The following is a 25,877-nucleotide window of genomic DNA, read 5'->3' as shown; positions in this document are numbered from 1 at the left end:
GCTGATCGGCGGTCCGGTCAGCCGGCACGGCACGTTCAGGCGCCGACGCGGATCATGGACTGGGCCCGGAGGCTCTCCAGCACGGCCCGGGTGACCTGCGAGGTGCCGCGGGCCTCCTCGCACACGTCGGCGACCCGCCGGGCGGTGGCGTCGGCGCGCTGCTCCCGCTCGTCCCACAGCCGGTCGACCTCCGCCAGCAGCGGGCCTTCCACCTCCCGTTCCACGCCCCGCAGCGCCGGCACGCCGAGCCGCTGGGCCAGGTCGAAGACCTTGCCGGCGTACGGCAGCGGCAGGAACGGGGTGCCGACCATCGCGGCGAAGATCAGGAAGTGCAGCCGCATGCCGACCGCCAGGTCGAAGTGGCGCATCAGGCCGAGCACCTGTTGAGGTGAGTACGTGCCGTGCAGGATCCGCCCCCGCTCGGCGGCGATCATGTGCGACAGCACCCCGTGCGAGTGCCGGATGTCGTCCCGCTCCATGGGGACGAACAGGACGTACGCGTCGATCCGCTGCACGAGGAAGTCGCCGATCTGCGCCAGCAGCCGGTGGTAACCGTCGATGTCGAGCCGTTCGGCGGCCCGGCCGGGCTCCCGTACGCTCATGCCCACCAGCCGCGTGCCGGCCGGCACGCCCTCCTCACGCAACAACTGCTCGGGGAAGTCCTCGGGTTCCAGCAGGAAAGCCGGGTCGGCGGTGACCGTGATCGGGTTCAGCAGGCCGGCCTCCTCCAGCACCATCCGGGACTCCTGGTCCCGCACGGTCACCTGGGTGGCACCGGCCAGGGTCTCGCGCACCATCCCCGTGTCCACGGTCTCGCTGAGCGGGCCGACCCCCACCGCGTACGTCAGCAGCGGCAGGCCCCGCTCCTGGGCCACCCGGACGACGCGCAGGTAGCGGCGCGCCTCGCGGTCGTAGAGGATGCCGCCGCCGCCCAGGATGAGCAGGTCGAGCTGCGCGAGCACGACGGACGAGTCGTTGCGGCTGACGCCCTCCCAGGGGACCGCCTCCACGTCCGGGTGGGCCACCCGGGTGTGGGCGGGGTTCCGTGAGAAGACGATGATCCGGGCGTTCGGCTCCTGCTCCCGCAGGTCGGCCAGGAGGCCGGTGAGGATGGCCTCGTCGCCGAGGTTCCGCCCGCCGTACGAGCCGAGCACCCCGATGGTCAAGCCGGCGCCACGCGTCATCCGTCGCTCCTCCCCAGGTGCGTCCCGGGCGTTTTTCCCGGTACGCCGCGGAACAGTCCTGCCCCGTTCGCCCGACGCCCGGCGGGTACCACATCCGGGGTACGCGGGAGCGTCCGAGCCGACGCGGAACCGCTTCTGCCATCGGAGCGGGAGGCGGACCGCCCGGGTGTCCGCCGGCGGCGCCCGGGGGCGGAGCACTGACGCCGTTGTCCTCGCACCCGGGCGACGCCCTGCCGCCCTGGGTGGCCGCTCGCCTCCGCTGACCGTCACCCCGGCGCGACGGCCGGGTGCGTGAGGAACGGCAGGACGGCGGCGGGCAGCGCGGGCGACCCCAGGATGTCGTAGTGGGTGAGGCCGGGCAACACGGCCAGGCGCGCGGCCGGCCGGTCGGTGCCGTCCCGGCCGGCGTCCCGGTGACCGCCGCCGAGCAGCCCGAAGAACTCCACCATGTGCGCCGTGGTGACCGAGTCGGCGTCGGCGAAGACGAGCAGGGTGGGCAGGGTGAGGGCGGCCACCTCGGGCGACCAGTCGTACTCGCGGCGCAGCAGCTCACCCGACTTCGCCCACAGCCGGGGCCAGTCCGCCGGCCGGGGCGCCACCCGCGTGTAGAGCTGGTGCATCGGGCTGCCGCGCATCCGCTCGCCCGTCGTCTCGTCGTGCCGGGCCATGGCGGCCAGCACCTCGGGGTACCAGCCCTGCCGCCGGCAGGGCGCGGAGACCAGCACGAGCCGGCCGACCAGGCCGGGGTGCTGGATCGCGGCCCGCAGGGCCACGCCGCCGCCGAGCGAGTACCCGAGCAGGTCCACCCCGGTCAGGCCGAGGTGCACGATCAGGGCGGCTACGTCGTCGGCCATCGACTCGTACCGCAGCGGGCGGTCCACGTCCGCGGTCCGGCCGTGGCCCTGGAGGTCCACGGCGATCACGCGGCGGCGCTCGGCCAGCGCCGGGAGCAGCGGGGCGAACATCTCGGTCGAGCCGAAGCCGCCGTGCAGCAGCACCAGCGGCCGGCCGGCACCGTGCTCGGCGTACCAGATCCGGAGGCCGTCGACCTCGGCGTAGCTCACCTGGCCCGCCCGACGTGCCCGCTCACGCCGCCGCCCTCGTCAACGCGGCGACCGCGCGGGCCGGAGTCTCGTCGACGACCTGCCCCTCGGCGGGCCGGCGGCACCCGGCGGCCAGCTCGGCGCGGCCCCGGCGCACCGCCTCGACCTCCGTCGTCAACCGGGGAGTCGGTCTTCCGGACCCACGCACCACCATGCGCCGAGTATGCGCGCCGGCGATGGCATCGGAGGGCTCACCGGACCGGCACGGCAGCGGTGACCTCAGCCAGGAACCGGCGTACGGCGGCCGCCAGGTCGGGCCGGCGCAGGTCCAGCTGGCCGTGCTCCCCGTCGGCGACCGTCACGTGCACGCGGTGACCGGCGGCGACGAGCGCGGCGGCGAGGTTCAGCGTCTGCGTCACCGGGACCGATGCGTCGTCGAGACCGTGGGCGAGCAGCACCGGCGTGCCCGCACCCACATGGGTGGTGACCGTGCAGTCCACGGTGGCCGCGTCGCCCGGCGCGGGCAGGTGCCCGAGGAGCTGGTGCCACGGGTTCCCCTCGGCCCGGCCGCGGGGCCAGTCCGGCGCGAGCGGGTCGACCGGTGGCTCCAGGGCCAGGACGGCGTCCACGTCGCCGGGAACGTCCACGCCCCGCAGACCGACCTGCAGAGCCAGGTGGGCGCCGGCGGAATCCCCGGCGACGACGAGCGGCCGGCCCGGCAGCAGCGCGGCGCGCGCCTCGGCACGGACGTCGTCGAGCTGCGCTGGCCAGGTGGCCTCGCCGCTCAACCGGTAGCGGGCCTGCACCACCCGCATCCCCAGCTCCTCGAAGAGCGACACGTCGGTCGTGTCCCGCGAATGCCACCCGCCGCCGTGCACCCACAGCAGCACCGCACCGTCCACCATGCCGCGATCGTACGGCGGGCGACCGACGCTCCGCCGCCCCCGGGCGGCCGGCTCCGGCGCCCCCCGCGTCGGCGGTCCGGAGCCGGGCTCCCCGACCAGCCGATGGGGCGGGTGCCCGGCGGAGGTTGGCTAGCCGGCTCGGAGTTGCTCGCGGAGGATGTCCGCGTGCCCGCAGTGCTGGGCGAGTTCGCGGAGCACGTGGAGGTACACCCAGCGCAGCGGGAGCGGGCCGCGGCGGTTGCCCTGGAGCACGTCGTCCAGCCCGAGGGTCGACGTCGCCCGGCGGGACGCCTCGCAGGCCTCACGATGTGCCTGCCGGATGCTGGCGATGGTGTCGTCGTCATCGAGGATGAACGACTCGTCGGGCGTCGCGGGGATGCCGATCTCGGCGCGCGACCGGCAGGTGATGGCCTCGTCGAACCAGACCTTCTCGACGACGGTCGCGTGCTTCACCAGACCCAGCAGCGTCGTCCTGGAGGGCACCAGCGACCGGCGTGCCTCCTCCTCGGTCAGCCCGTCCAGGCAGCGGTTGAGGGCGTCGCGATGCTCGTCGATGAAGGCTTCGAACTGGACCTTGACCGAGCTGTTGATGGCGTCTTCGCTGAACGTCACCGGAAGTGCGGGCATGTGCCAAGCATTCCAAACAGCGGGCCAGGCCGGAGCACACGGGTCCGGGCGAGCGAGCACGGTGCACAGGTTCGGCGCTGCCCGTGCGGGCCGTGACGCCGCCGCTTGACGATCGGCACATCACTCAGCGATAGTTGACTCAATGAAGGCTGAGCTTGCTTCCCTGCATGGCCGGGCCCGGGTCCACGCCGCCCTGGGCGATCCGGCGCGCCTGGCGATCGTGGACGCGCTCACCCTGGGCGACGCCTCCCCCGGGGAGATCGCCCACGACCTGGACATGCCGACCAACCTCGTTGCGCATCACGTGAAGGTGCTCACGGAGGCCGGTCTCGTCGTGCGGGCCCGGTCGGAGGGCGACCGGCGGCGCACCTACCTGCGCCTCCAGCCGGCCGCCCTGGCCGCCCTCACCCCGCCGCCGCTGGCGGGTGTCGGTCGGGTGGTCTTCGTGTGCACCCACAACTCCGCCCGCTCGCAGCTGGCCGCGGCGCTGTGGAAGCGCCGCACCAGCGGCGACGCCGCCTCGGCCGGCACCAAGCCGGCACCACGGGTCCACCCTCGCGCGATCGCGGTGGCCCACCGCCACTCCCTCGATCTCGACCCGACCGGCACCGCCCACGTCGACGACGTCGTCCGCGACGACGACCTGGTCATCGCCGTCTGCGACAACGCCCACGAAGAACTCACCGGACCGGTCCGCCCCCGCCTGCACTGGTCCGTTCCGGACCCGGTCCGCGTCGACACCGACGAAGCGTTCGAGACGGCCTACGCCGACCTCGCCGACCGCGTCGACCGCCTCGCACCCACCGCCACCCTGAGAGGCACCCGATGACTGACACCAGCGCCCGCTACCAGGAGATCACCCTCGACCAGCAACTTGCCCTGCACACCGCAGCGAGCCGACTCGCCGAGGAGTTCACCGGCATCTACGGCACCGAGACCATCGAGCGGTTCCTGCACAGCAGCTACGACCAGTTCGCCACCGCCGCCAGCATCCCGAACTACCTTCCGCTGCTCGCCGAGCGCTTCGCCCGGCAGCGTCTGCGGGCCCTGGCCCGGGTCGAGGGACACCACCGCGACGGCCGGCCGGTCGTGCTGTTCCTGTGCACGCACAACGCCGGCCGCTCCCAGATGGCGCTGGGCTTCTTCACCCACCTCGCCGGCGACCACGCGATCGCCTGGTCCGGCGGCAGCGAACCCGGCATCGAGATCAACCCCTCCGCCGTCGCCGCGATGGCCGAACGCGGCATCGACATCGCCGAGGAGTTCCCCAAGCCGTGGACCGACGAGGTGGTCCGCGCCGCCGACGTGGTCGTGACCATGGGCTGCGGCGACGCCTGCCCCGTCTTCCCCGGCACCCGCTACGAGAACTGGGATGCCGACGACCCGGCCGGCCTCGACCTCGCCGACGTGCGGCCGATCCGCGACGAGATCGAACGCCGGGTTCGTCGCCTGCTCGACGAACTGCACGTCCCCACCATCCGATAACCCCCCCCGACCGGCACCCGGCCCGGGGCGTTCAACCATGGGAGAGAACAGACCGATGACCATCGCACTCCGGCGGCGCCTGCTGGCCGAGTTCACCGGCACCGCGCTGCTGGTCACCGCCGTGGTCGGCTCCGGCATCATGGCCGCCACCCTCTCTCCCGGCGACGTCGGCCTCCAACTGCTGGAGAACTCGATCGCCACCGCCTTCGCGTTGGCGGCGTTGATCCTTGTCTTCGGCCCTGTTTCCGGGGCGCACTTCAATCCGGTCGTGTCGGCCGCGGACTGGTTCCTCGGCCGCCGCGCCGGCACCGGGCTGACTGGCCAGGACCTCGCCGGCTACGTGGTTGCCCAGATCACCGGCGCGATCGCCGGGTCGGTGCTGGCGAACCTGATGTTCGACCTGTCCGCCGTGGCCTGGTCGAGCAAGGACCGCTCCGCCGGGCACCTCTGGCTGGGTGAGGTCGTCGCCACCACCGGCCTGATCCTGCTCGTCTTCGCTCTCGCCCGCTCCGGCCGCGCCCCGGTCGCCCCCGCCGCCGTCGGCGCCTACATCGGCGCGGCCTACTGGTTCACCTCGTCGACCTCGTTCGCCAATCCGGCGGTCACGATCGGCCGCGCGTTCACCGACACCTTCGCGGGCATCGCCCCGGCCTCGGTGCCCGGCTTCGTTCTCGCGCAGGTCGTCGGCCTGGCCGTCGGCGTCGGGCTGCTGGCCGTGCTCTACCCCGACGCCGGCCGCGCCGCAGACCAGGTGGTCGTCCCCATCGACGAGGACGCCGCCGTGGGCCACCGCCGGTGACGGCCGGACGCGTACGCGGCCGTGCAGCGTCCCCTTGGACCGGCCTGGTGAACAGGCCCTACGGTTCCGGTCGCCACCGACTGCTCGACCGCAACGGCGACCCCCACCGCCGGTCCCTGGATCCCCACGATGAGCCGGTCAACCGGCCCGGTGACCCGTACTGCCAGAAAGGCTCCTGATGAGCGACAAGCCCAGCGTCCTGTTCGTCTGCGTCCACAACGCCGGACGCTCCCAGATGGCCGCCGGCTGGCTGCGCCACCTCGCCGGCGACACCGTCGAGGTCCGCTCCGCCGGCTCCGCCCCCGCCGACCAGATCAACCCCGCCGCCGTCGAGGCCATGCACGAGGTCGGCATCGACATCACCGACCAGACCCCCAAGCTTCTCGAGTACGAGACGGCGGAGTCGTCGGACGTCATCGTCACCATGGGCTGCGGCGACGCCTGCCCCGTCTTCCCCGGCAAGCGTTACGAGGACTGGAAGCTCGAAGACCCCGCCGGCAAGGGCGTCGAGGCCGTCCGGCCCATCCGCGACGAGATCCGTACCAGGGTGGAGAAACTCCTCGCCGAGCTGCGGCCCGCCGCCTGAGACACCCCGTCACCGCTGCCCGCCCGCCGGCGCTCCACCGGGTGGCGGAGAAGGTACACCTCGGGCTTGCATCCGGTACCCAGGTACAGGCTTACCGTCGGAGGTATGAGTGACCACCACATCACGACGGACGACGCCTGGGTACCGGACGCCTGCACGCTGCCGACGGTTGAGCGGCCGCTGCGGCTCGCCGAGTTCGATCAGTTCTTCGCCGCCGCCGTGCGGGGCGTCGACCGGCCGTCGGCTCAGCATCTGCGGTTGCGGCTCGACGGCGCGGCGCAGGTCGAGGAGACGGCACGGGATCTGACGGCCCGGGAGGCGTCCTGCTGCTCGTTCTTTGCTTTCGACCTCTCCCGGTCCGGCCCGGACGCGCTGGCATTGGACGTCCGGGTGCCGGCGGCACACGTCGACGTGCTCGATGCCCTCGCCGAGCGGGCGGTGTCCGTCCGGGATCGGGGATGACCGGGTCGGGACTGCGCAGCGGCCAACTGGCCGACGCGGCCGGGGTCAACCAGCAGACGCTGCGCTACTACGAGCGTCGCGGCCTGCTCGCCGCACCGCAGCGGTCGCCGGGTGGGCACCGGCTCTATCCGGCCGAGTCGGTCACCCTGCTGCGGGTCATCAAGACCGCGCAACGTCTCGGCTTCACCCTCAACGAGGTTGCCGACCTGCTCGACGCCGGCCGGCACCAGCACGGCGGCCGACCGGACAGCGGCCTACCGGCACGTGCCAGGGAGAAGCTCATCGAGGTGGAGCAGAAGCTCGCCGACCTCACCGTCATCCGTGACACCCTGCGCGCCGCCATCTCCGCCGGTTGTGACGACCTGGTCGCCTGCGCCGGCAGCCCCTGCTGTCCCCTGCCCTTCGCTGAACTGGTCGAGAGGACCGATCGTGCGGACACCCGCTGACCGACTACGGTCGGACCGCTACGACGCATACGGCAGGATCGCTTCTCGCGCTGGCCGACAACCGATGAGTGGTGCCGGCGGCGACCGTCGCGCGCTGTCAACCGCCGGCATGGATCTCTTGGGCTGGCTCAGCTCCAGCAAGCAGCCACTCGATGGGCCCTGTCAGGCCATGCTGGGGGAAGCGGCCTGCGGAGCGTCCTTCGGGTCGGCACCGTACCGGTTACTTCCCCGAGTTCCGTCCATCACGAAGAAGACGAGCAGGACGATGCCGCCCACGAGAGGCACGAGTCCGATCAACAGCCACCAGCCCGAGCGGTCGGTGTCGTGCAGTCGCCGCACGGCAACGGCCAGGCCCGGCAGCAGCAGGGCCAGGCCGACAATGAGCCCGATGACGCCGGTAGCGCTCGCGCCCGATCCGATGTTGGTTCCCAGCGCGCCATCCAGAATTCCGGCGACGATGCCGACGATCAGGGTGAAGAGGAAGAACCACCAGTACTCGGACCGGCGGGCTCGACCGCGGAAACCGGCGTACTGGGAGAGGACCGATTTGATGGCATCAATGGGGGACATACATTTCTCCAGCGCAGTGAGAGATTGAGACCTGCAAGGTCAACTGCGACGCAGCAAAACAGACGGCCGGCGGGCCGTCAATGGCCGTTCGGCTGCCCCTGTACGGTCGGGGTCTGGAACTTGGACGCTGAGCCCCTCGGAAGTGGCATAGATCCTCTCGGATCGGGTGAATCGACGCGTGAACCCGGGCGATACCTGGTGTTGTCTTCAAGCGGCCGGACCTGGGACGAGTGCCATGCCAAGCGTCAAACCTGGATACCAGTGGCATCATCCGGTGAGCCACTCGCTTCGACATCCCGTTGGTGCTCAGCGGACTGTACGCCACTGGCTGCGCAGGATCATCCCTTTCGGACCCGCGGACATTCGAGGATGGAATGTCCCGCGCCACATCAAGAATCCCAGCAAGCCGTAAGGCACCGCGAGGGCGAGCGCAACGCGCAAGTCGCCGTCGGTCGCAAGAGCTTGATGGGCGAAGAAGGCCACCACCCCTACGGCCATGACGCCGAGCAGCAGGCCGGCAAAGATCCTCAACGCGACACCCAGTCGCCACACCCGCACCTCGTCCAAGTCGATCGGCACTCCCGACCCCTATCTGTCCGATGCGGTCGTGGAAAGTGCCATACACCCTGCCCGCGAGCATCCGTAGCAACCATCATCATCCATCAACGCCGTACCGAGCCCTTGACGCAGGTTCGGAGGCTGCCGGGTCGGGCGGTGGTTTGCTCGGCTTGCCCGGGTCGACGGTGGGCGGGCTGGCCCGGTGCACTCATCCACGGACCCGGCGGCTGCCGACGATCGTCGGCCGTCCGGGAGCCGGAGCACCTCCGCTGTAGGGCGCAGTGACCTCAACCCCGCGACTGCCGGCTCGCCGACGCGGCCGACGCGCTCCCCTACACCGCGCGGCCTGTTGGCCGCGCGGCCCGGCCGGCTGCCGGCTCGGGCTGCGCTGGTCGGACCTCGACCCCGTTGCTGTCATCGGCCGACGCTCGGATCCTGTGGTCGGCGTTGATGCTGTGAGGTGTGGTGGGCGCGGCAGGTTTCGAACCTGCGACCCCTCGCTTGTAAGTTCTAGGCGCTTCGTCCGGCGGGGTCCATCCGCGTCCGCGACCTCGGACGACCGTCCGCGCACGGCGGCCGGCGGCTGTCCGTATCGCGGCTCGTTGCTGTCACCGTTGCTGTCGACAGCCAGCCCGGGTGGGAGAGTGAGCGCGTGGGGCTGAACAACGAGACCGCAGCGCAGCTCGCCGAGGCACGCCTGGCGGAATGGCGACGCAACGGCTATGACGAGTGGCGCGCAATGCTCGACGACAAGGATGTGCGCCTGGTCGTGGGTGAGGACGGCAAGCGGTACGCCGTGGTCAGCTACGCCATTGACGACGGCGACGGTCGGGTCCGCATGTCAGTCACCGTGGACGATGGCGGCTCGTCGGCGTTGGTGCCGCTGCTGAGAGACGAGATCATGAGCCCGGACGGCACCTTTATCACGTGACCTCTTCGGTGTGAATGTTGATCTCGGCTGCCACCACGCTTCAACCGGTGCCGTCTGATGTCGTCGTATGCGCGCTGGCCGCCGATAGAGGCCGCTTCTCCGCAGATGAGCCCAGACTTCTGCTGACTGCTTGCTGATGTAAGGTTCCCGGCGGCCTGGCCGATGCCGGCACGCCGCTTGACCCGCCCGGACAGAATCTCGGCACCCGCGCCGGGGCACAACCGTCAGGCCTGCTGCTCCTGCGGCGCGTGCCCGACGAGATCCGCCGACGCCAGCGCCGTGGCCAGGGCCTCTATCACCTGGGATGGGTCGCGCTGGATCTCCGGATAACGCTCCAGCAGGCGGATCTCCGGCTGCGACAGGGTACGCGCCAGCACCACGGGGCCGTGCGCGCCGGGGTACTTCACCAGCAGCAGCGAGCCGACCCGGAGGCAGGCCTGCGGCACGTCCGCGAGAGACTCCATGAGCTGACCCACAGCCTGTGCCTCCTTGGTGTCGACGTCCGCCTGCACGGCGTCGATCCGGGCGAGTTCCAGGCTCCGCTCGACCTTGATGAGTCGATCGGACAGTTCCTTCGAGGTCAGTGCCTTCTTGGCCGCGGTCCGGGCCCGCCACCAGAACGAGCCCCGGATCAAATCGATTTGTTCGGGTTCGGCATAGCCCAGCGCGTCGGCCAGTCTGGCGACGGCCCACGTCACCCGCTCGAACACGTCCTCGTCGTCGGTATCGAGGTAGAGGTCGATCACCATGGTTTGGTCGGAGTTATTCTGGCGTCCCCACGGGCGCTGCGGAGGGTGTGCCCGGTAGGCCGGGACCTTTGGCTTCGGCGGGGGCGACGGGGCCACGAATCGAGAAGCCGGCGGGGTGGTGTCCAGCGCATCTCCGCCAGGCCCAGCCGGAGCCGATTCGAGCCCGACGCCGGCGGCGACCGGTTGGCCGGCGTCGGACCCGAGGCCTTGCAACAGCGCCCGGACATCTGATTCCCGATATCTGCGGTGTCCGCCGAGGGTTCGGATCGCGCTGAGCTTGCCTGCCTTCGCCCACCGCGTGACCGTCTTCGGATCGACCCGGAACAAAGAGGCGATCTCGGCCGGCGTCAGTAGCCGTTCTTCCGACGTCACGGCTCCTCCTAGAGCGGGTACCGACCGGCCGCCGGTCCAGACACCGACCTCGGCAGCCCCATACGGATCGAAGTATGCCAGCGCCTCGCAATCGGCCGACATCGCCCGCACATCCCTACCGACCATGCCGGCCCCTCGCTGGGTGTGGGAGCGAGCGTCAGGAGACTGGTCCAGGCGGTCCCGCCCGGAGCATGGCCGCTGCGCGGCGGAGCAACGGGTCACAGAATCCGGCGTACAGGTCGACTCGTCCGTCGCCCACCAGGTCAGCCACCGTTACATGGTGGCTGATCTGCTCTTTTCGGCCGCTGCTGGTCGTCGTCGGTCGTCTTTGGTCAACGTCTGACGGCCCGGTGACGGCCCGGACGGCCCAGGGGCGGCCCAACAATCGCGGAGGGGATGGGTAGCGAAGCCCGAACGTATGTACGGCGTGTCGTGTGCTCCCGAGCGTTGACAGCATCGAGACTGGTTGTAGATCAGATCAGATCCGCACCCGCCGGGTGCACGATGTTGGTGGAGGAACGCTTCGTGAGGAGCCCCGAGCAGTTGGTCGCTGCGACGTTGGCATGTCTGCGGGACCACGCTCTCGATGATGATCGGTACACGGAGCTTGGCGACGACCGGAAAGTGGACTTGCACCCGCTTCGCGGAGGTCCGAGAGGCTGGTCATTCGATGTGAATGACGTAGTCACGAAGATCACGGCGCAAACGCGGGACATCCGAGAGACCGAGGCAGAGGCCTTTGCAGATGCTGTCCGTTTGCGGGACGCCCTCGTCGAGGCTGCCGGCATCGAGACCGAGCAGGCACGGGGCGAGGTGGTTGCGCAGACGGTTCAGAGCTGGGGCACTTACCGCGTAGCGGGTTGGCTCGGAATGGTCTATCTGCTTGTGCCCACCGGAGTGAAGTCGCTGTAGGAGGGGTGTCGGGCGTGAAGCCGAGCAGTGCGAGCAACCTGCCGCTGGATACCGCCCGGGCCATGGGGCTCGCGAGCCGGATCCTGCTGGCCTACTTCGACGACGACATGGACCAGGTTGCCGCTCTGATCAACCCTCGGTCGCACGAGGCGATCGAGGCGCTGATCATTTTGGCGCAGTCGGCGATGATGCAAGCCACCGGCGGCCCAGTCGAAGCGACGGCCAAGTTGCGCGAGTTCGCTGTACGAGCCGAGATCGAGCTAGGCGAGAACTACCCCCCACAGCCCTAGCGCTGGATTCAGACTGTCGAGATGCTGGTGGAGGGCTGCGCCCAGGTAGAACGGCAGCAGCGTTCTGCGTCGCTCTGAGGTAGCGATGTAGGCCTGTCCACCCTCGGCCCCTGTCATATCTTGGACACTCGCTGAGATCGCAGCTTTGCGCCCACCTCCGTAGATTGTTCGGATTAGGAGTGCTTCCTATCCTGGGTGGTGGACTTTCTGTGACAAAGCAGCGCCGGGTAGTATTCGCCAGGATCAATCGCCGCAACAGCACCCTCGGCATGCGCCCCTTCGCGGAGGACATGCGGGCCCTGGCTGAGAGCCGGCTGACGACGTTCGTTGTGCCGGCAACGCCTGAGCGGCCAGCCCGTGCCTGGTACGCCGCCGACATGCGTCTAGCCATGGGCGACGACTTCATGACTGGCGTCCTGGGGTACTCGGTGGTTGATCAAAAGCGCTACTTCGACCCGGACAGCTGGTCGTGGATCAAGGGTGCCACCGAGGACTCCGACGCTGCATCCCAGGACACGGTGGTTCCGTTCGCAGTCGACCTGCGGGAGCACAACCGTTGGGTCGCCTTTACAACCACCCAGCGCATCCAACCGGCGAGCTTCCGGCCCGCCTTCGGTCAGGTGCTGTCGGCAGCAGCCCAGAACCTCAACCTTATGCCCGCCGACTGGGAGTGCGACCCTGTCGTGTCTCAGCACACTGTCGAGGAGTGGATCGAGCAGCATCCCTACGTCAAGCTGCTGCGTCGCACCGTCAAATTTTCGAACCCAGGGCGCGACCTTGATGAGGTCCGAGCCAAGATGCGGGCAATGAAAGCAAAGCGGGCAACCGAGGAATATGCCGCTTACCATTCTCAGGTACTCGACGTCCAAGCCGAGGCGTTCTGGGACAAGCTCCAAGGGTTGGAGACTGGCGACGCACGGGTCCAGATGGAGTCACGAGAAGCGCAGGGCGTAGACGCCAAGTTCGACAGCGACACGAAAACTGACGAGACGCGGATCGATGACTATGGCAAAGATCTTGAGCGGGGCATGGATCTTGTGCTCCAAGCTCTCGTGGTCTACGCCGGCACCCGGCCGCCAAGGCCCGCCGTCTAGGTGATCACGCTCGATGTTCTGTCACACCCGGAGCGTACGTTTGTTCTAACGCAGAGGAGGTGTGACGGGTATGGCGAGCCAGATCAATCGGCACTTATGGGCGGCGCTCGACTTCAAACTTAGCGAGCTACTGCGCGTGGACCTCGGCGTGGGCGTCGCCTTCGGAGTGGCTGCGCTCGCCTTGTCGTTCACCTACCCCGACGCTGTCCTGCGGGCGGCCCCCGGAGCCATCGGAGTAGTTGGCGTCATCGTGGGAGCCGTCATCGCTGGCATCTCCTTCCAGGCGGCGTTCATGGATCAGGCGTTCCTGAGAAAGCTTCGGGCCATCGAGTCCGAGCCGGTGTACTACCTGGCACCCTTCCTCTTCACGTCGGTTTTAGGGGTGGTGTCCATGCTTGCCCTGATCACGTTGTCGGCCGTCAGCCCGAAGGCCCCCGAAGCACTGATCGCGCTCGTCAGCACCCCAACCGCCTTAATCACGGCGTGGACCATTGCGAGTCTGATTCCAGGCCTAGCAACCTTGGTGCAGTTCGTTGGCCTAAAGATGGACGCTCTCGACGTTCCTGATGACATCGCCTTGCCAGAGAGGGAGCGGCGACCGCCCCCTCAGTGACAACCCTGCGCCATCCCGTCTGCCCTCGGCCCGCCCTCTGGGGAGCGGGCCGCCGCCCGGTGCGCCACGTCAAGTGGACCTTGACGTAGGTTCGGACGCTGGCGCGCCGGGCGGGGGTCTGCTCGGCTTGCCCCGGGTCGAGGGCAGGCGGGATGGCCTACCGCAACCATCCACGGACCGCGACCCGCCGACGGAGCCCCGGCCATCCTGGAGCCGGAGCGCCCCCGCCGGCGGCGCACTAGCCGCAACCCCGCAACTGCCGCCAGCTCGCCAACGGGGCCGGCGTCCGCTCCCCCACGCCGCGCGGGCTCTTGGCCGCGCGGCCCGGCCGGCTGCCGGCTCACCACACCACCGGTCAACGGCCTGTCGTTCTGCGGCGGCCCTCCGGGCTCCCCGCTCTCCGCGCCAGCCGCCGGGCGTCAGGCGTGACGGCCGCAGAGCGACAGCGGCAGCGGCCGGCGCGCGCCCAGGCGGCGGCGCGTGCGGCCCGTTGCGGGCCGCCTTGACACGAGTCGTCGCCCTGACCGCCGCTGCTGCTCGGTCGGCCGGTGCTGCCAGCGCTACCCCAGCAAGCGACAGATCCAGTACGTGCACGCGGTGCTGCGCAACGCTCTCCAACACGCCATGCGTGAGGAGCTGGTCTCGCGCAACGTCGCCAAGCTTGTCCGGGTTCCCGCACCCCGCTACAAGGTCGGCAAGGGCCTGTCCGTCGACCAGGTACGTAAGCTCCTCGCCGCTGCGGAAGACCACCGCCTGTACGCGCTGTACGTCGTGGCTGCGACTCTCGGCCTTCGGCGGGGCGAGCTGCTCGGGCTGCGCTGGTCGGACCTTGACCTCGACAACGGCACCGCGACAATCGGTCAGACCGTGCAGCGGGCCGGCGGCGAGCTGCGCATCCAAGACACCAAAACCGAGGACTCGGACAGCGTCCTGCCGCTGCCGGACTGGACCTGGCTGGTGCTACTCGACCACCAGGAGCGCCAACGACGGGAACGAGCCCGGCTCGCCGATGTCTGGCACGATCACGGCCTGGTCTTCCCCTCCGAGGTCGGCACCCCGATGGAGCCTCGCAATCTCAACCGCCACTTCGCCGCGCTGCGCGAGAAGGCCGGCTGCCCCGACGTCCGGCTGCACGACCTGCGGCACACCGTCGTGTCCCTGCTGATGGAGCTGGGCGTTCCGCCGCACGTCGTCCAGGCCATCGCCCGGCACGCCGACGTGAAGCTCACCCTCAAGGTCTACTCGCACGCCAACCTTGACGCCATGCGACAGGCTCTCGGCAAGCTCGACGGGCGGCTCTCGTGAACACCGTTGCTGTCGGCGTTGCTGTCATCGGCCGGCTCGCTGATCTTGTGGCCGGTGTTAGTGCTGGTGAGGTGTGGTGGGCGCGGCAGGTTTCGAACCTGCGACCCCTCGCTTGTAAGGCGAGTGCTCTCCCACTGAGCTACGCGCCCCGGCGCCCGTGCGGCGGGCCGGAGGTTGGCAAGCTTACCCTGCCGACCGTGGGCCACGTCGCACGGCCGCGCACCGGTCGTCGCGGGTCAGGCGGAGGCCGTCTCGGCGAGCGCCTTGCGCCAGCCCTGCTGGTCCCGGGCCTCCCCCGGCATGTTCATCTCGGCGAAGCGGACCACGCCCGCCTTGTCGATGACGAAGGTGCCCCGGTTGGCGATGCCGGCGACGTCGTTGAAGACGCCGTACGCCTGGGCGACCGCGCCGTGCGGCCAGAAGTCCGACAGGAGCGGGAACTGGTAGCCCTCCCGGTCGGCCCACACCTTGTGCGCGAACACCGAGTCGACGCTGACGGTCAGCACCTGGACGTCGTCGTTGAGGTACTCGTTCAGGTTGTCCCGCACCTCGCACAGCTCACCCTGGCAGACGCCGGTGAAGGCGAGCGGGTAGAAGACCAGCAGCACGATGCGCTTGCCGCGGAAGTCGGAGAGCCGGACCTCCTGGTTGTTCTGGTCCTTGAGCACGAAGTCCGGCGCCTCGGCGCCAACCTCGATGGGCATGAGAGAGCTCCTTGCGTCGAGTCGAAGGTGACGACAGCCTGCCACACACGGTGGTGGCCCCACCGTGGGTGAAATTGCGCAGTTACTTCTTGGCCTTCGACCCGCGCCGGAGCACCAACCGGGCACCGCTCCAGTCCCGGCCGGCGTTGATCGTGGAGGTCTGCTGGAGGCCGGCGGTGGGCGCGGACTCGGCGATCTCGCTCGGCTCGACGTGCCCCTCGCGCCCGGCCTTGGGCGTGAGCAGCCACACGACGCCGTTGTCCGCCAGCGGGCCGAGGGCGTCGACGAGCAGCTCGAAGAGGTCACCGTCGCCGTCCCGGTACCACACCAGCACCGCGTCGACCACCTCGTCGGTGTCCTCGTCGACCAGGTCCCCACAGCGGTCGGTCAGGGCGTCCCGGAGATCCTGGTCGACGTCGTCGTCGTACCCCATCTCCATGACGACCATCCCCGGCTCGATCCCGAACCGGTCCGCCAGGCTGCGTACCCCGTCGGCGGCCTGACCAGCGGTCGCGCTCACTGTCGCGTGCCTCCTCATCTCATCCCTGCTCGCGGCGTCGTACGACGTCGTCGGGCCAAGTCCACACAGTTGCGGCTCGCCGCGCAAGTGGCGCACCGGGTGGAACGGAATTTACCGTGCCAGGAGCGTGCGGGCACCCTGGGTAATGGCATCCTCGGAGACCAGAACCTGACGGGCAGCCGGACCTAATGGTACAAACGAGTCAACTGCGGCTACTCGCCGCGCCGCTCCGACATATCCGGCATCGACCAGGGCCGCGATCACCCCTTCACCGACCCCACCCGAGCGCCGCGTCTCGTCCACGACCAGCACCCGGCCCGTCGCCGTGGCCTCCCGGATGAGATCGGCGACCGGCAACGGCGCCAGCCAGCGCAGGTCCACCACCCGGGTCCCCACCCCCTCGTCGGCGAGCGCCGCCGCGGCGCGCAGCGACAGCCGGACGCCGTTACCGAAGGTGAGGATCGTGATGTCCTCGGCCGAGCCCACGCCGTAGACCCGGGCCCGGCCGACCGGCACGTGCGCGCTCGGCCAGGCGCCCGGCTCCGCGTACTCGGCGAGCCACTCCCCGTCACCCTCGCTGTGCAGGTCCCGGGTGTGGTAGAGGGCGATCGGCTCCAGGAACACGCACACGCTGCCGTCGACCGCCGCGCTCGCCAGGCAGGTCCGCAGCATGGGCGCGGCGTCGTCCGGCCGCGCCGGCACCGCGACCACCAGGCCGGGGACGTCCCGGAGTACGGCCACCGAGTTGTCGTTGTGGAAGTGCCCGCCGAACCCCTCCTGGTACGCCAGCCCGGCGACCCGGACCACCATCGGGTTCCGGAACGCCCCCCGCGAGAAGAACTGCATGGTGGCCGCCTCGCCGCGCAACTGGTCCTCGGCGTTGTGCAGGTACGCGAGGTACTGGATCTCGGGCACCGGCAGCATCCCGGCCAGCCCGGCGCCCAGGCCGAGCCCGAGGATCGACGTCTCGTCGAGCAGCGTGTCGAACACGCGGGCGGCGCCGAAGCGCTCCCGCAGGCCCTTCGTCACCCCGTACACCCCGCCCTTGGCGCCGACGTCCTCGCCGAAGACGGCCATCTGCGGGTGGTCCAGCAGCCCGTCGGCCAGCGCGGCGTTGATGCTCTGCGCGAGCGTCAGCGGGCCGGCGAGCTCGGGGAGCTTCCCGCCGAAGGCCTCGGTCCGCGCGGCCACCCCCGGACCGGCCGCCCGCGCGGCCGCGTCGGCCACCGCCCGGGCGACCCGGACCGGTCGCCGGGGTGCGAGCGGCGCCACCACCTCGGCCGGGTCGGCCAGTTTCGGCTCGTCCAGCACCTCCTCGGCGATCCGGCGCGTCCGCCAGCCGATCTCGTCGTACCGGGCCAGCAGATCGGGGCCGGTGGCGACACCCGCCCGGACCAGCAGCCGCGCGGTGGCGAGCAGCGGGTCCCGGTCGAGGTCGGCCGCGATCTCCGCGGCGGTGCGGTACGCGGTCTCGACGTCCGCGCCGGCGTGCCCCATCAGGCGGACGGTGGACAGGTGCAGCACGGCCGGACGCCGGTGCCGGCGGACCCACGCCGCCGCCTCGGCCGCCATCGCGTACGCCCCGAGCAGGTCGCTCCCGTCGGCGGCGAAGTAGCGGATCCCCGGCTTGGCCCGCAGCGTGGCCTCCACCCAGCCGCGCGGCGAACGGACGCTGATTCCCAGCCCGTTGTCCTCGCAGACGAAGAGGACCGGGATGCGCAGGCCGGTGTGGTCGTACCAGCCGGCGGTGTTGAGGGCGGCGGTGGCGCTGGCGTGGTTGACCGAGGCGTCGCCAAACGAGCAGACCACGATCGCGTCGGGCGGCCACGCCGCGTGGGACGCTCCCCCGCCGCTGCCGGCCCGGATCCCGGTCCGCCGGCCCGCACCGTCGAGCCGGCGCAGCCGCTCCACCGCGAGACCCATGCCGACCGCCCGGGGCAGGTGCGAGGCGATCGTGGAGGTGGTCGGCACGACGGCGAGCTCGGACCGGCCGAACACCTTGTGCCGGCCGCCGGCGATCGGCTCCCGCGCCGAGGCGACCATGCCGCGCAGCACGTCGCGGGCCGCGTCCGCGTACCCGGGCGCCAGGGGCCGGTCCGCCACGGGTCCGGCGGGCAAGATGGTGCGCTCGGTGGCATCCGCCCCCCGGGGGGTCGCGGCGAACCGCGCCGGACCGCCGTCACCCGGCCCGGCGTCGTCCGGCAGGACGGCAGTGTCGGCGGCACCCGGACCGTCGGCGGACCGGGCGTCCGGGACGAGGTCGGTCGCGGCGCGGTCGGACCCGGCGAGGCCGGGCCTGGCAGGGCTGGCCCCGGCGAGGTCGGGGCCGGCAACGCTGGGTTCGGCCGGGTCGGGGCCGGCAGGGCTGGGCTCCGGGGCGGCCAGGGCGACGCCGGCGGCGGTGGCGGCATTCGAGCCGGCTGCGGACGGTGACGGGACCAGGCCGACCTCCGCGCGCTCCGGCTGGCTGTCGACGGTACGGATGCCGGTGGTGTCGGCGTCCGGCCCGGGTGCGGCGGCGGCCTCCACGCGGTCGGCCGCAGCGGCGTCGTCCGCGCGGCGCGGCAGCGGGACGACAGCGGCGCCGCCGGCAGCTCCGGGCGGTGCCGGACCCTCGTCCGTGGCCGGGCGGTCGGCGGTTCCACAGGGTACGCCGTCGGCGCCGGCGGCCTGGGCGGCGCGGACGCAGTAGAAGGCGCCGGAGCGGTAGTGCAACAGGGCCGGGTCGGTGGGCCGCAGGGCGGCGGCGACCGCGGCGTTGCCCTCGTGGCCGGCGGAACCGATCGTGTAGAACCCTTCGCCGAAGCTGCGCAGCCAGCGACCGGCAAGGTCGAGCTGGCGGCTGACGACCTGGGCGTCGAAGAGGTCCAGCGCCTGCGCCCCGGTCAGCGGCGCGTCGTCGGTGACGGGCCGGGCCGGATCCCGCCTCCGCTCGTCGTCGGCGGTCAGTGCTCCCAGCGCCTCGCGGAGCCGTTCGTCAAGATCGTGCGGGGTGGTCACGAACGACAGCATTACCGACCATGGCGCGGTCCGCCCACCTGGACACGATCGGCGCGTCCGCGCCTACTCGGTCCCGCAGGCCTCCGGGCAGCCGCCGTCGGAGACCTTGAACACGAGGTCCCGCAGGGTGGCGAGCTCGGCGTCGGTGAGACCGGCGAGGAGGCGGGAGTCGGACATCACGTGGTGCACCCGCGCCCGCATGCCCCGGCCGGCCTCGGTCACCACGAGCGTCTTCTGCCGCCGGTCGGCGGGGTCGACCCGGCGTTCCACGAGGCCCGCCTGCTCCAGCTTGTCCACCAGCGCGGTGACGTTGGACCGGTCGCAACGCAGCCGGTCGGCCAGGTCGCGGGCGGGCAGCGGATGGTCGGGGTCCAGCTGGTGCAGGGCCCGGGCCACCGCCGGGGTGAGCCCCAGCTCGGCGATGTCGACGTCCTGGTAGTGCCGGATGGCCGAGGCGATGTGCATGATCCTGCGCACCGCGTCTCCGGCCAACCCGGAGCGACCGGTCAGCTCGGGACCGGTCGGCGAAACGGTGCTCGGGGCCATGACTCACATCCTACGTTCGGGACGCCCTCAGCTGAGGTACTCTTCGTTCAGAACTTCTTGAACGTTTGGAACGAGGTTGGGATGACGGAGCTGTCCGACCAGCGCCGGTACGCCGAGGAGGCGGCCGTCGTCCTGAGCGGCATGGGACTCTCGCCGGCGTACGGCAAGTTGCTCGGCTGGCTGCTGATCTGCGATCCACCCCAGCAGACCAGCGGACAGCTGGGCGAGGCCCTCGGGCTCTCCAAGGGGTCCGTCAGCACCGGCATGCGGATGCTGGAGAGCAGCGGCTTCGTCCGGCGGGTGGCGGCCCCCGGCCAGCGCGGCCACGCGTACGAGATCGTCCCGGACGCGATCATCCGAACGGTCGCCGAGCCGACCAAGTTCCGGATGTTCCGCGAGCTGATGGACCGCGGCCTGGCCCTGATCGGGGATCCGGACGCGCCGGAAGCCGCCCGGCTGCGCATCACCCGCGACTTCTACGCCTACATCGAGCACGAGATGCCACGGCTCGTCGAACGCTTCAAAGCCGAACACCTCCGGAAGGGAGACCACGATGGCTGACCCGGCCATCAGCACCGAGAACCTCGTCAAGACCTATGGCCGCACCCGCGGCCTCGCCGGGCTGGACCTGCGGGTCGAACCCGGCGAGGTGTACGGGTTCCTCGGCCCGAACGGGGCGGGCAAGACCACCACCATCCGGCTGCTGCTCGACCTGATCCGGCCGACCGGCGGGCGGATCCAGGTGCTCGGGCTCGACCCGCGCCGAGACGGCGTGGCGCTGCGCCGACGCCTCGGCTACCTCGCCGGAGATTTCGTCACCGACGGCCGGCAGACCGCGCGCGAGCTGCTCACGTACCTGGGCAACCTGCGCGGCGGGGTGTCCAGGACCCGGGTCGAGGAGCTGGCCGCCCGCCTCGACCTGGACCTGGGTCGGCGGATCAAGGGGTTGAGCAAGGGCAACCGGCAGAAGGTCGGCATCGTCCAGGCGTTCATGCACGACCCGGAACTGCTCGTCCTGGACGAGCCGACCAGCGGGCTGGATCCCTTCCTCCAGCAGGAGTTCCTGGCCATGGTGCGCGAGGCGCGGGCCGCCGGGCGGACGGTGTTCATGTCCTCGCACGTCATGAGCGAGGTGCAGCAGACCGCCGACCGGGTCGGCATCATCCGCGACGGGCGCCTGGTCACCGTCGCCCGCGTCGACGAGCTGCGGGAGCAGGCGGTGCGCCGGATCGAGATCCACTTCGAGGACCCGGTGACCGAGGCGGAGTTCACCGCCCTGCCCGGGGTCAGCGAGGTGGCCGTCGTCGGCACCACCCTGCGCTGCCGGCTCGACGGCCGGGCCGACGCGCTGGTGAAGGCGGCGGCCGGGCACACCGTCGTCGGGCTGCTCTCCGAGGAGCCCGACCTGGAGGAGTTGTTCTTCGGCTACTACTCGCGCGAGGAGGTCACCGGTGCTGCTGCGTGACCCGTTCACCAAGTTCCTGTACGACGCCCGCCGGTCCCTGCTGGGCTGGTCGATCGCCATCGTCGCCGTCGGCGCGTTGTACGCGTCGTTCTGGCCGACCATGCAGACGCCGGAGATGGCGAAGGCGCTCGAGGCGTACCCGGAGGGGGTGCTGGAGGCGTTCAACTACAGCGACCTGACCACCGCCGCCGGCTACCTCGGCAGCGCGGTGTACGGCCTGCTGGTCCCGCTGCTGACGGTGGTGTTCGCGATCGCGGCGGGGACCCGGGCGGTGGCGGGTGACGAGGAGGCCGGCACCCTCGACCTGGTGCTCGCGCACCCGGTGAGCCGCGCCCGGCTCGCCCTGCTGCGGTTCGCCGGGGTCTCCGCCGGCGTCGTCGTGGTGACCGTGCTGCTCGGCCTGGCCATGGTCGGGCTACGCGGCCCGGCCCAGCTGACGAGCATCAGCCTCGGCGGGTTCGCCGCGATGACGCTGCACCTGGCGCTGTTCGGGTTGGCGTTCGCCGCGCTCGCCTTCGCCGTCGGCGCGGCCACCGGCCGGCGTGCGGTCGCACTCGGCGCGGGTGCCGGCGTGGCCGTCCTCGGCTACCTGGCGAACTCCGTCTTCCCGCAGGTCGACGGGCTCGCCTGGGCGCAGGAGGTGTCACCGTTCCACTGGTACCTGGGTGGCTCGCCCCTGGTCGACGGCGTGCAGCCGGTCGGCGCGCTGCTGCTGCTCGCGGGCACCGCCGTGCTCGTGGCGGCCGGCACCGCCGCCTTCACCCGGCGCGACCTGGCCGCCTGACAGCCCACCGCCGCGCGCCGACCCGGGGACGGCGCGCGGCGCAACGGGTCAGCCCGGCAGGAACGAGAGGCGGACCTTCCGGGTCGGGTTGTCGCCGTTGGGATCGACCAGACACACCGACTGCCAGGTGCCCAGCGCCAGCCGCCCGCCGACCACCGGCAGCGTCGCGTACGGCGGGACGAACGCCGGCAGCACGTGATCCCGCCCGTGGCCGGGCGAGCCGTGCCGGTGCCGCCAGCGATCGTCGGCGGGTAGCAGGTCGTCGAGCGCGGTGAGCAGGTCGTCGTCGGAGCCGGAACCGGTCTCGATGATCGCCAGCCCGGCGGTGGCGTGCGGGACGAAGACGTGCAGCAGGCCGTCACCCTGCCCGGCGACGAACCGTTCGGCCTCGGCGGTGATGTCCCGGACCGTCGGCCGCGACCCCGTCTGGACCGTGATCACCTCGGTACGCATACGCCGCATTCTGCCCGAGCCGCCGGGTGCCCGCCCGGACGACCGGCCGGCGTCACCAGCTGCCGCCGCCCCCGCCGGAGTCCCCGCCGCCACCGGAGGACCAGCCGCCACCCCCGGAGTCGCCGCCACCGAAGAACCAGCCGCCTCCGGAGTCCCCTCCCGACGACCCGCGGCCGGAGTCCCCGTCCGACGACCCGCCGCCGGACGACCAGTCGCCCGGGTCGTCGCCGTCGCCGTGGTCCCGGTGCCGGTAGTCGGCGCCGACGTCCCCCGCCGGTCCCGGGACCACGCCGAACGCGCCGCCACGGCGGGCGCCCGCCGTCCGGGGTGCGGGGGCCCGCGCCCCGGCTCGCACCACGACCGCGCCGAAGCCGGCGAGTCCGGCGCCGAGGACGACGACCGGCAGCGCGGCGAGGTCCCCCGCGAGGAGACCGGTCCCCGCGGCGAGCGCCAACGCCAGCCCGCCCAACCCCAGCAGTACGCCCAGAGCCACCTGTCGTCCGTTCATGACCCGCACGGTAGGGACCGCCCGCAAGGCGGACACCGGACGGGCGGGCGGCCGGCGTACGGCGGAGTGAACCCGCGACCAGCGGAAAGTTACCGACGGGTACCTGTGTCGAGCGTCGCGTCTCCCGGCGGTGGACGTGACGGCGGGTGGCACGAGGGGGCAGGATGGCGCTAGAGACCTATCCCACACACAACCGAGGGAACGCCTGTGGCTACGGAACGCAAGCGCCCGGTGATCACCGCCGGTCTGCCGAGCCAGCTTCCGGACATCGACCCTGAAGAGACCAGCGAATGGGTCGAGTCGCTCGACGGTGTCATCGACGAGCGCGGGACCAAGCGCGCCCGCTACGTCATGCTGCGCCTGCTGGAGCGGGCCCGCGAGCGCCAGGTCGGGGTGCCGTCCCTGACCACCACGGACTACATCAACACCATCCCGCCGGAGCGCGAGCCGTGGTTCCCGGGTGACGAGCACGTCGAGCGGCGGATCCGGGCGTACGTCCGGTGGAACGCCGCGATGCTGGTGCACCGGGCGCAGCGCCCGGAGATCGGCGTCGGCGGGCACATCTCCACCTTCGCCAGCTCGGCCTCGCTCTACGAGGTCGGCTTCAACCACTTCTTCCGGGGCAAGGACCACCCGGGCGGCGGCGACCACCTCTTCTACCAGGGCCACGCCTCCCCCGGCATGTACGCGCGGGCGTTCCTGGAGGGCCGGCTCAGCGAGCACCAGCTCGACGGGTTCCGGCAGGAGCTGTCGCACCCCGGGGGCGGCCTGCCGTCGTACCCGCACCCGCGGCTGATGCCGGACTTCTGGGAATTCCCGACGGTCTCCATGGGTCTCGGCGGCGTCAACGCCATCTACCAGGCCCGGTTCAACCGCTACCTGCACCACCGGGGCATCAAGGACACCTCGGACCAGCACGTGTGGGCGTACCTCGGCGACGGCGAGATGGACGAGCCGGAGACGCTCGGCGCCATCGGGGTGGCCGCCCGTGAGGAACTGGACAACCTGACCTTCGTCATCAACTGCAACCTCCAGCGCCTCGACGGACCGGTCCGGGGCAACGGCAAGGTCATGCAGGAGCTGGAGGCGTTCTTCCGGGGCGCCGGCTGGAACGTCGTCAAGGTGGTCTGGGGCCGCGAGTGGGACCCGCTGCTCGCCGCCGACACCGACGGCGCGCTGGTCAACCTCATGAACACGACGCCCGACGGTGACTACCAGACCTACAAGGCGGAGTCCGGGGCGTACGTGCGGGAGCACTTCTTCGGCCGTGACCCGCGGACCCGCAAGATGGTCGAGCACCTCACCGACGACGAGATCTGGAACCTCAAGCGGGGCGGCCACGACTACCGGAAGCTCTACGCGGCGTACAAGGCGGCGATGGAGCACACCGGCCAGCCGACGGTGATCCTGGCCAAGACGATCAAGGGCTGGACGCTCGGCTCGCACTTCGAGGCCCGCAACGCCACCCACCAGATGAAGAAGCTGACGCTGGAGGACCTCAAGACCTTCCGCGACCGGCTCTACCTGGACATCCCGGACAAGGTGCTGGAGGAGAACCCCTACCTGCCGCCGTACTACCACCCGGGCGAGAAGTCGGACGAGATCGCGTACCTGCACGAGCGGCGTCGCCAGCTCGGCGGCTACCTGCCGTCGCGGCGGACCGAGCACAAGCGGCTGACGATCCCCGGTCCGGAGCGCTTCTCGGACGTCAAGCGCGGCTCCGGCAAGCAGAAGGTCGCCACCACCATGGCCTTCGTCCGCCTGCTCAAGGACGTGATGAAGGACAAGGAGTTCGGCAAGCGCTGGGTGCCGATCATCCCGGACGAGGCGCGCACCTTCGGCATGGACTCGCTGTTCCCGACGCAGAAGATCTACTCGCCGCACGGCCAGCGGTACACGTCGGTCGACCGGGAGCTGTTCCTGTCGTACAAGGAGTCGACCGTCGGGCAGATCCTGCACGAGGGCATCAACGAGGTCGGCTCGGTCGCGTCGTTCACCGCGGCGGGCACCTCGTACGCCACGCACAACGAGCCGATGATCCCGATGTACATCTTCTACTCGATGTTCGGGTTCCAGCGCACCGCCGACGGGCTCTGGGCGGCGGCCGACCAGATGGCGCGGGGCTTCCTGCTCGGCGCCACCGCCGGCCGGACGACGCTGAACGGCGAGGGGCTCCAGCACGAGGACGGCCACTCGCACCTGATCGCCGCCACCAACCCGGCGGTGGTCGCGTACGACCCGGCGTTCGCGTTCGAGATCGCGCACATCGTGGAGAACGGCCTGCACCGCATGTACGGCGAGGCGCAGGAGAACGTCTTCTACTACCTGACGGTCTACAACGAGCCGATCGTGCAGCCGGCGGAGCCGGCGGGCGTGGACGTCGAGGGCCTACTCAAGGGCATGTACCGCTACGCGGCGGCGCCCCAGGTGGACGGTCCGAAGGCGCAGCTGCTCGCCTCGGGCACCGGCATGCAGTGGGCACTCAAGGCCCAGCAGTTGCTCGCCCAGGACTGGGGGGTGGCCGCCGACGTGTGGTCGGTGACCTCCTGGACCGAGCTGCGGCGCGACGCGGTCGAGGCCGAGGAGCACAACCTGCTCAACCCGACCGGGGACCAGCGGGTGCCGTACGTGGCGCGGAAGCTCGCCGACGCCGAGGGCCCGAAGGTGGCCGTCAGCGACTGGATGCGGGCGGTACCGGACCTGATCTCCCGCTGGGTGCCCGGCGACTGGACGTCGCTCGGCACCGACGGGTACGGCATGTCCGACACCCGCCACGCGCTGCGCCGGCACTTCCACGTCGACGCCGAGTCGGTCGTGGTCGCCACGCTGCGGCAGCTCGCCCTCCGCGGCGCGGTGCCGGCGAACGTGCCCGCCGAGGCGGCCAAGAAGTACGCGATCGAGGACATCAGCGCGGCCCCGGTCGGCGAGACCGGCGGCGACAGCTGACCTGACGTACGCGAAAGGGC

28 protein-coding genes, 1 tRNA gene and 2 pseudogenes are annotated in these 25,877 nt (G+C 71.1%); 16 read left to right on the top strand and 15 right to left on the bottom strand.

From position 1 onward, the window contains the following. Positions 1-35: 35 nt before the first annotated feature. The 5 genes from ACN26Y_RS15275 to ACN26Y_RS15255 all read right to left on the bottom strand — a co-directional run bounded on the left by ACN26Y_RS15275 (position 36) and on the right by ACN26Y_RS15255 (position 3,759). Positions 36-1,184 carry a polysaccharide pyruvyl transferase family protein gene (locus ACN26Y_RS15275; protein WP_155330905.1) on the bottom strand — a complete coding sequence of 383 codons (1,149 nt, stop codon included), beginning with the start codon at positions 1,182-1,184 and terminating at the stop codon, positions 36-38. 266 nt (positions 1,185-1,450) lie between these two features. Beyond that, entirely contained in the window at positions 1,451-2,248 is a 798-nt protein-coding gene (locus tag ACN26Y_RS15270) for an alpha/beta fold hydrolase (RefSeq protein ID WP_155330904.1), read from the bottom strand. 22 nt (positions 2,249-2,270) lie between these two features. Further along, positions 2,271-2,405: a hypothetical protein gene (locus ACN26Y_RS15265; RefSeq protein WP_255456183.1), complete on the bottom strand. Its 135-nt coding sequence runs from the start codon at positions 2,403-2,405 to the stop codon at positions 2,271-2,273. Between the two features lie 73 nt (positions 2,406-2,478). Then, complete coding sequence (locus ACN26Y_RS15260) at positions 2,479-3,132, bottom strand: alpha/beta hydrolase fold domain-containing protein (RefSeq protein ID WP_422734867.1); 654 nt, start codon at positions 3,130-3,132, stop codon at positions 2,479-2,481. A gap of 129 nt (positions 3,133-3,261) precedes the next feature. Further along, complete coding sequence (locus ACN26Y_RS15255) at positions 3,262-3,759, bottom strand: DinB family protein (RefSeq protein ID WP_155330902.1); 498 nt, start codon at positions 3,757-3,759, stop codon at positions 3,262-3,264. Between the two features lie 142 nt (positions 3,760-3,901). Here ACN26Y_RS15255 and ACN26Y_RS15250 point away from each other — a divergent pair, with 142 nt between their 5' ends. The 6 genes from ACN26Y_RS15250 (at position 3,902) to ACN26Y_RS15225 (ending at position 7,537) form a co-directional block, all read left to right on the top strand. Next, positions 3,902-4,588, top strand: a complete 687-nt coding sequence (locus ACN26Y_RS15250; protein ID WP_155330901.1) for a helix-turn-helix domain-containing protein — start codon at positions 3,902-3,904, stop codon at positions 4,586-4,588. Beyond that, positions 4,585-5,244 (top strand): arsenate reductase ArsC, encoded by a 660-nt coding sequence (locus ACN26Y_RS15245; protein WP_155330900.1) that lies wholly within the window; start codon positions 4,585-4,587, stop codon positions 5,242-5,244. Before ACN26Y_RS15250 ends, ACN26Y_RS15245 begins: the two co-directional genes overlap by 4 nt. 55 nt (positions 5,245-5,299) lie before the next feature. Beyond that, positions 5,300-6,043, top strand: a complete 744-nt coding sequence (locus ACN26Y_RS15240) for an aquaporin (RefSeq protein WP_155330899.1) — start codon at positions 5,300-5,302, stop codon at positions 6,041-6,043. 178 nt (positions 6,044-6,221) lie between these two features. Continuing rightward, positions 6,222-6,629 carry an arsenate reductase ArsC gene (locus tag ACN26Y_RS15235; RefSeq protein WP_422734866.1) on the top strand — a complete coding sequence of 136 codons (408 nt, stop codon included), beginning with the start codon at positions 6,222-6,224 and terminating at the stop codon, positions 6,627-6,629. A 105-nt stretch (positions 6,630-6,734) separates the two neighbouring features. Further along, entirely contained in the window at positions 6,735-7,091 is a 357-nt protein-coding gene (locus ACN26Y_RS15230; protein WP_155330897.1) for a hypothetical protein, read from the top strand. After that, positions 7,088-7,537: a MerR family transcriptional regulator gene (locus tag ACN26Y_RS15225; protein ID WP_155330896.1), complete on the top strand. Its 450-nt coding sequence runs from the start codon at positions 7,088-7,090 to the stop codon at positions 7,535-7,537. The genes ACN26Y_RS15230 and ACN26Y_RS15225 overlap by 4 nt, the downstream gene beginning before the upstream one ends. A 162-nt stretch (positions 7,538-7,699) precedes the next feature. Here the strand turns inward: ACN26Y_RS15225 and ACN26Y_RS15220 are convergent, their stop codons facing one another. Both ACN26Y_RS15220 and ACN26Y_RS15215 read right to left on the bottom strand, forming a co-directional pair. Then, entirely contained in the window at positions 7,700-8,107 is a 408-nt protein-coding gene (locus ACN26Y_RS15220; protein WP_155330895.1) for a DUF805 domain-containing protein, read from the bottom strand. 306 nt (positions 8,108-8,413) lie between these two features. Beyond that, positions 8,414-8,686: a hypothetical protein gene (locus ACN26Y_RS15215; protein WP_155330894.1), complete on the bottom strand. Its 273-nt coding sequence runs from the start codon at positions 8,684-8,686 to the stop codon at positions 8,414-8,416. A gap of 581 nt (positions 8,687-9,267) precedes the next feature. Between ACN26Y_RS15215 and ACN26Y_RS15210 the strand changes: the two are divergent. Further along, a pseudogene (locus tag ACN26Y_RS15210) lies at positions 9,268-9,596 on the top strand (hypothetical protein). Between the two features lie 950 nt (positions 9,597-10,546). Here the strand turns inward: ACN26Y_RS15210 and ACN26Y_RS15205 are convergent. Further along, positions 10,547-10,717: pseudogene (locus tag ACN26Y_RS15205) on the bottom strand (BldC family transcriptional regulator); the annotation flags it as partial. A 525-nt stretch (positions 10,718-11,242) separates the two neighbouring features. Between ACN26Y_RS15205 and ACN26Y_RS15200 the strand changes: the two are divergent. From ACN26Y_RS15200 to ACN26Y_RS15180, 5 genes are all read left to right on the top strand, one after another. Beyond that, positions 11,243-11,629, top strand: coding sequence for a hypothetical protein (locus ACN26Y_RS15200; RefSeq protein ID WP_422734865.1), 387 nt, complete (start codon positions 11,243-11,245; stop codon positions 11,627-11,629). 14 nt (positions 11,630-11,643) lie between these two features. Next, positions 11,644-11,919 (top strand): hypothetical protein, encoded by a 276-nt coding sequence (locus ACN26Y_RS15195; RefSeq protein ID WP_422734864.1) that lies wholly within the window; start codon positions 11,644-11,646, stop codon positions 11,917-11,919. A gap of 209 nt (positions 11,920-12,128) precedes the next feature. Then, positions 12,129-13,013 (top strand): hypothetical protein, encoded by an 885-nt coding sequence (locus tag ACN26Y_RS15190; protein WP_422734863.1) that lies wholly within the window; start codon positions 12,129-12,131, stop codon positions 13,011-13,013. Positions 13,014-13,083: 70 nt separating this feature from the next. After that, the gene (locus ACN26Y_RS15185) at positions 13,084-13,626 is read left to right on the top strand and encodes a hypothetical protein (RefSeq protein WP_422734862.1); all 543 of its coding nucleotides are present in this window, start codon (positions 13,084-13,086) and stop codon (positions 13,624-13,626) included. A gap of 624 nt (positions 13,627-14,250) precedes the next feature. Continuing rightward, on the top strand, positions 14,251-14,931 hold the full coding sequence (locus ACN26Y_RS15180; RefSeq protein ID WP_422734861.1) for a site-specific integrase: 681 nt from the start codon (positions 14,251-14,253) through the stop codon (positions 14,929-14,931). A gap of 74 nt (positions 14,932-15,005) precedes the next feature. Here the strand turns inward: ACN26Y_RS15180 and ACN26Y_RS15175 are convergent. The 5 genes from ACN26Y_RS15175 to ACN26Y_RS15155 all read right to left on the bottom strand — a co-directional run bounded on the left by ACN26Y_RS15175 (position 15,006) and on the right by ACN26Y_RS15155 (position 19,701). Continuing rightward, a tRNA-Val gene (locus ACN26Y_RS15175) sits at positions 15,006-15,080 on the bottom strand. Positions 15,081-15,167: 87 nt separating this feature from the next. Then, on the bottom strand, positions 15,168-15,635 hold the full coding sequence (locus tag ACN26Y_RS15170) for a peroxiredoxin (RefSeq protein ID WP_155330893.1): 468 nt from the start codon (positions 15,633-15,635) through the stop codon (positions 15,168-15,170). 82 nt (positions 15,636-15,717) lie between these two features. Then, the gene (locus tag ACN26Y_RS15165) at positions 15,718-16,155 is read right to left on the bottom strand and encodes a DUF3052 domain-containing protein (RefSeq protein WP_155330892.1); all 438 of its coding nucleotides are present in this window, start codon (positions 16,153-16,155) and stop codon (positions 15,718-15,720) included. A 111-nt stretch (positions 16,156-16,266) separates the two neighbouring features. Beyond that, positions 16,267-18,639 (bottom strand): transketolase C-terminal domain-containing protein, encoded by a 2,373-nt coding sequence (locus ACN26Y_RS15160; RefSeq protein ID WP_370463357.1) that lies wholly within the window; start codon positions 18,637-18,639, stop codon positions 16,267-16,269. 579 nt (positions 18,640-19,218) lie between these two features. After that, complete coding sequence (locus ACN26Y_RS15155) at positions 19,219-19,701, bottom strand: MarR family winged helix-turn-helix transcriptional regulator (protein ID WP_155330890.1); 483 nt, start codon at positions 19,699-19,701, stop codon at positions 19,219-19,221. Positions 19,702-19,782: 81 nt separating this feature from the next. Here ACN26Y_RS15155 and ACN26Y_RS15150 point away from each other — a divergent pair, with 81 nt between their 5' ends. From ACN26Y_RS15150 to ACN26Y_RS15140, 3 genes are read left to right on the top strand one after another with little or no spacing between them, the layout of a single operon-like run. Beyond that, on the top strand, positions 19,783-20,262 hold the full coding sequence (locus ACN26Y_RS15150) for a GbsR/MarR family transcriptional regulator (protein ID WP_155330889.1): 480 nt from the start codon (positions 19,783-19,785) through the stop codon (positions 20,260-20,262). Further along, positions 20,255-21,166 (top strand): ABC transporter ATP-binding protein, encoded by a 912-nt coding sequence (locus ACN26Y_RS15145; protein WP_155330888.1) that lies wholly within the window; start codon positions 20,255-20,257, stop codon positions 21,164-21,166. The genes ACN26Y_RS15150 and ACN26Y_RS15145 overlap by 8 nt, the downstream gene beginning before the upstream one ends. Further along, a complete protein-coding gene (locus tag ACN26Y_RS15140) occupies positions 21,153-21,950 on the top strand; it encodes an ABC transporter permease subunit (protein ID WP_422734860.1) in 798 nt (265 codons plus the stop codon). The genes ACN26Y_RS15145 and ACN26Y_RS15140 overlap by 14 nt, the downstream gene beginning before the upstream one ends. A gap of 48 nt (positions 21,951-21,998) precedes the next feature. On the opposite strand, the gene ACN26Y_RS15135 is transcribed toward ACN26Y_RS15140, so the two are convergent. Together ACN26Y_RS15135 and ACN26Y_RS15130 are read right to left on the bottom strand one after the other, a co-directional pair. Then, positions 21,999-22,403, bottom strand: coding sequence for a YjbQ family protein (locus ACN26Y_RS15135; protein ID WP_155330887.1), 405 nt, complete (start codon positions 22,401-22,403; stop codon positions 21,999-22,001). 52 nt (positions 22,404-22,455) lie between these two features. Further along, positions 22,456-22,911 carry a hypothetical protein gene (locus ACN26Y_RS15130; protein ID WP_422734859.1) on the bottom strand — a complete coding sequence of 152 codons (456 nt, stop codon included), beginning with the start codon at positions 22,909-22,911 and terminating at the stop codon, positions 22,456-22,458. Positions 22,912-23,118: 207 nt separating this feature from the next. On the opposite strand from ACN26Y_RS15130, the gene aceE reads away from it, so the two are divergent. Beyond that, positions 23,119-25,857: a pyruvate dehydrogenase (acetyl-transferring), homodimeric type gene (gene aceE, locus ACN26Y_RS15125; protein ID WP_422734858.1), complete on the top strand. Its 2,739-nt coding sequence runs from the start codon at positions 23,119-23,121 to the stop codon at positions 25,855-25,857. The last annotated feature ends 20 nt before the right edge of the window (positions 25,858-25,877 follow it).

Source organism: Micromonospora sp. WMMD558 (assembly GCF_049315255.1).
Taxonomy (GTDB): Bacteria; Actinomycetota; Actinomycetes; order Mycobacteriales; family Micromonosporaceae; genus Micromonospora.
Note: the sequence above shows the minus strand (reverse complement) of the source record. Positions and strands in the feature narration are given on the sequence as shown.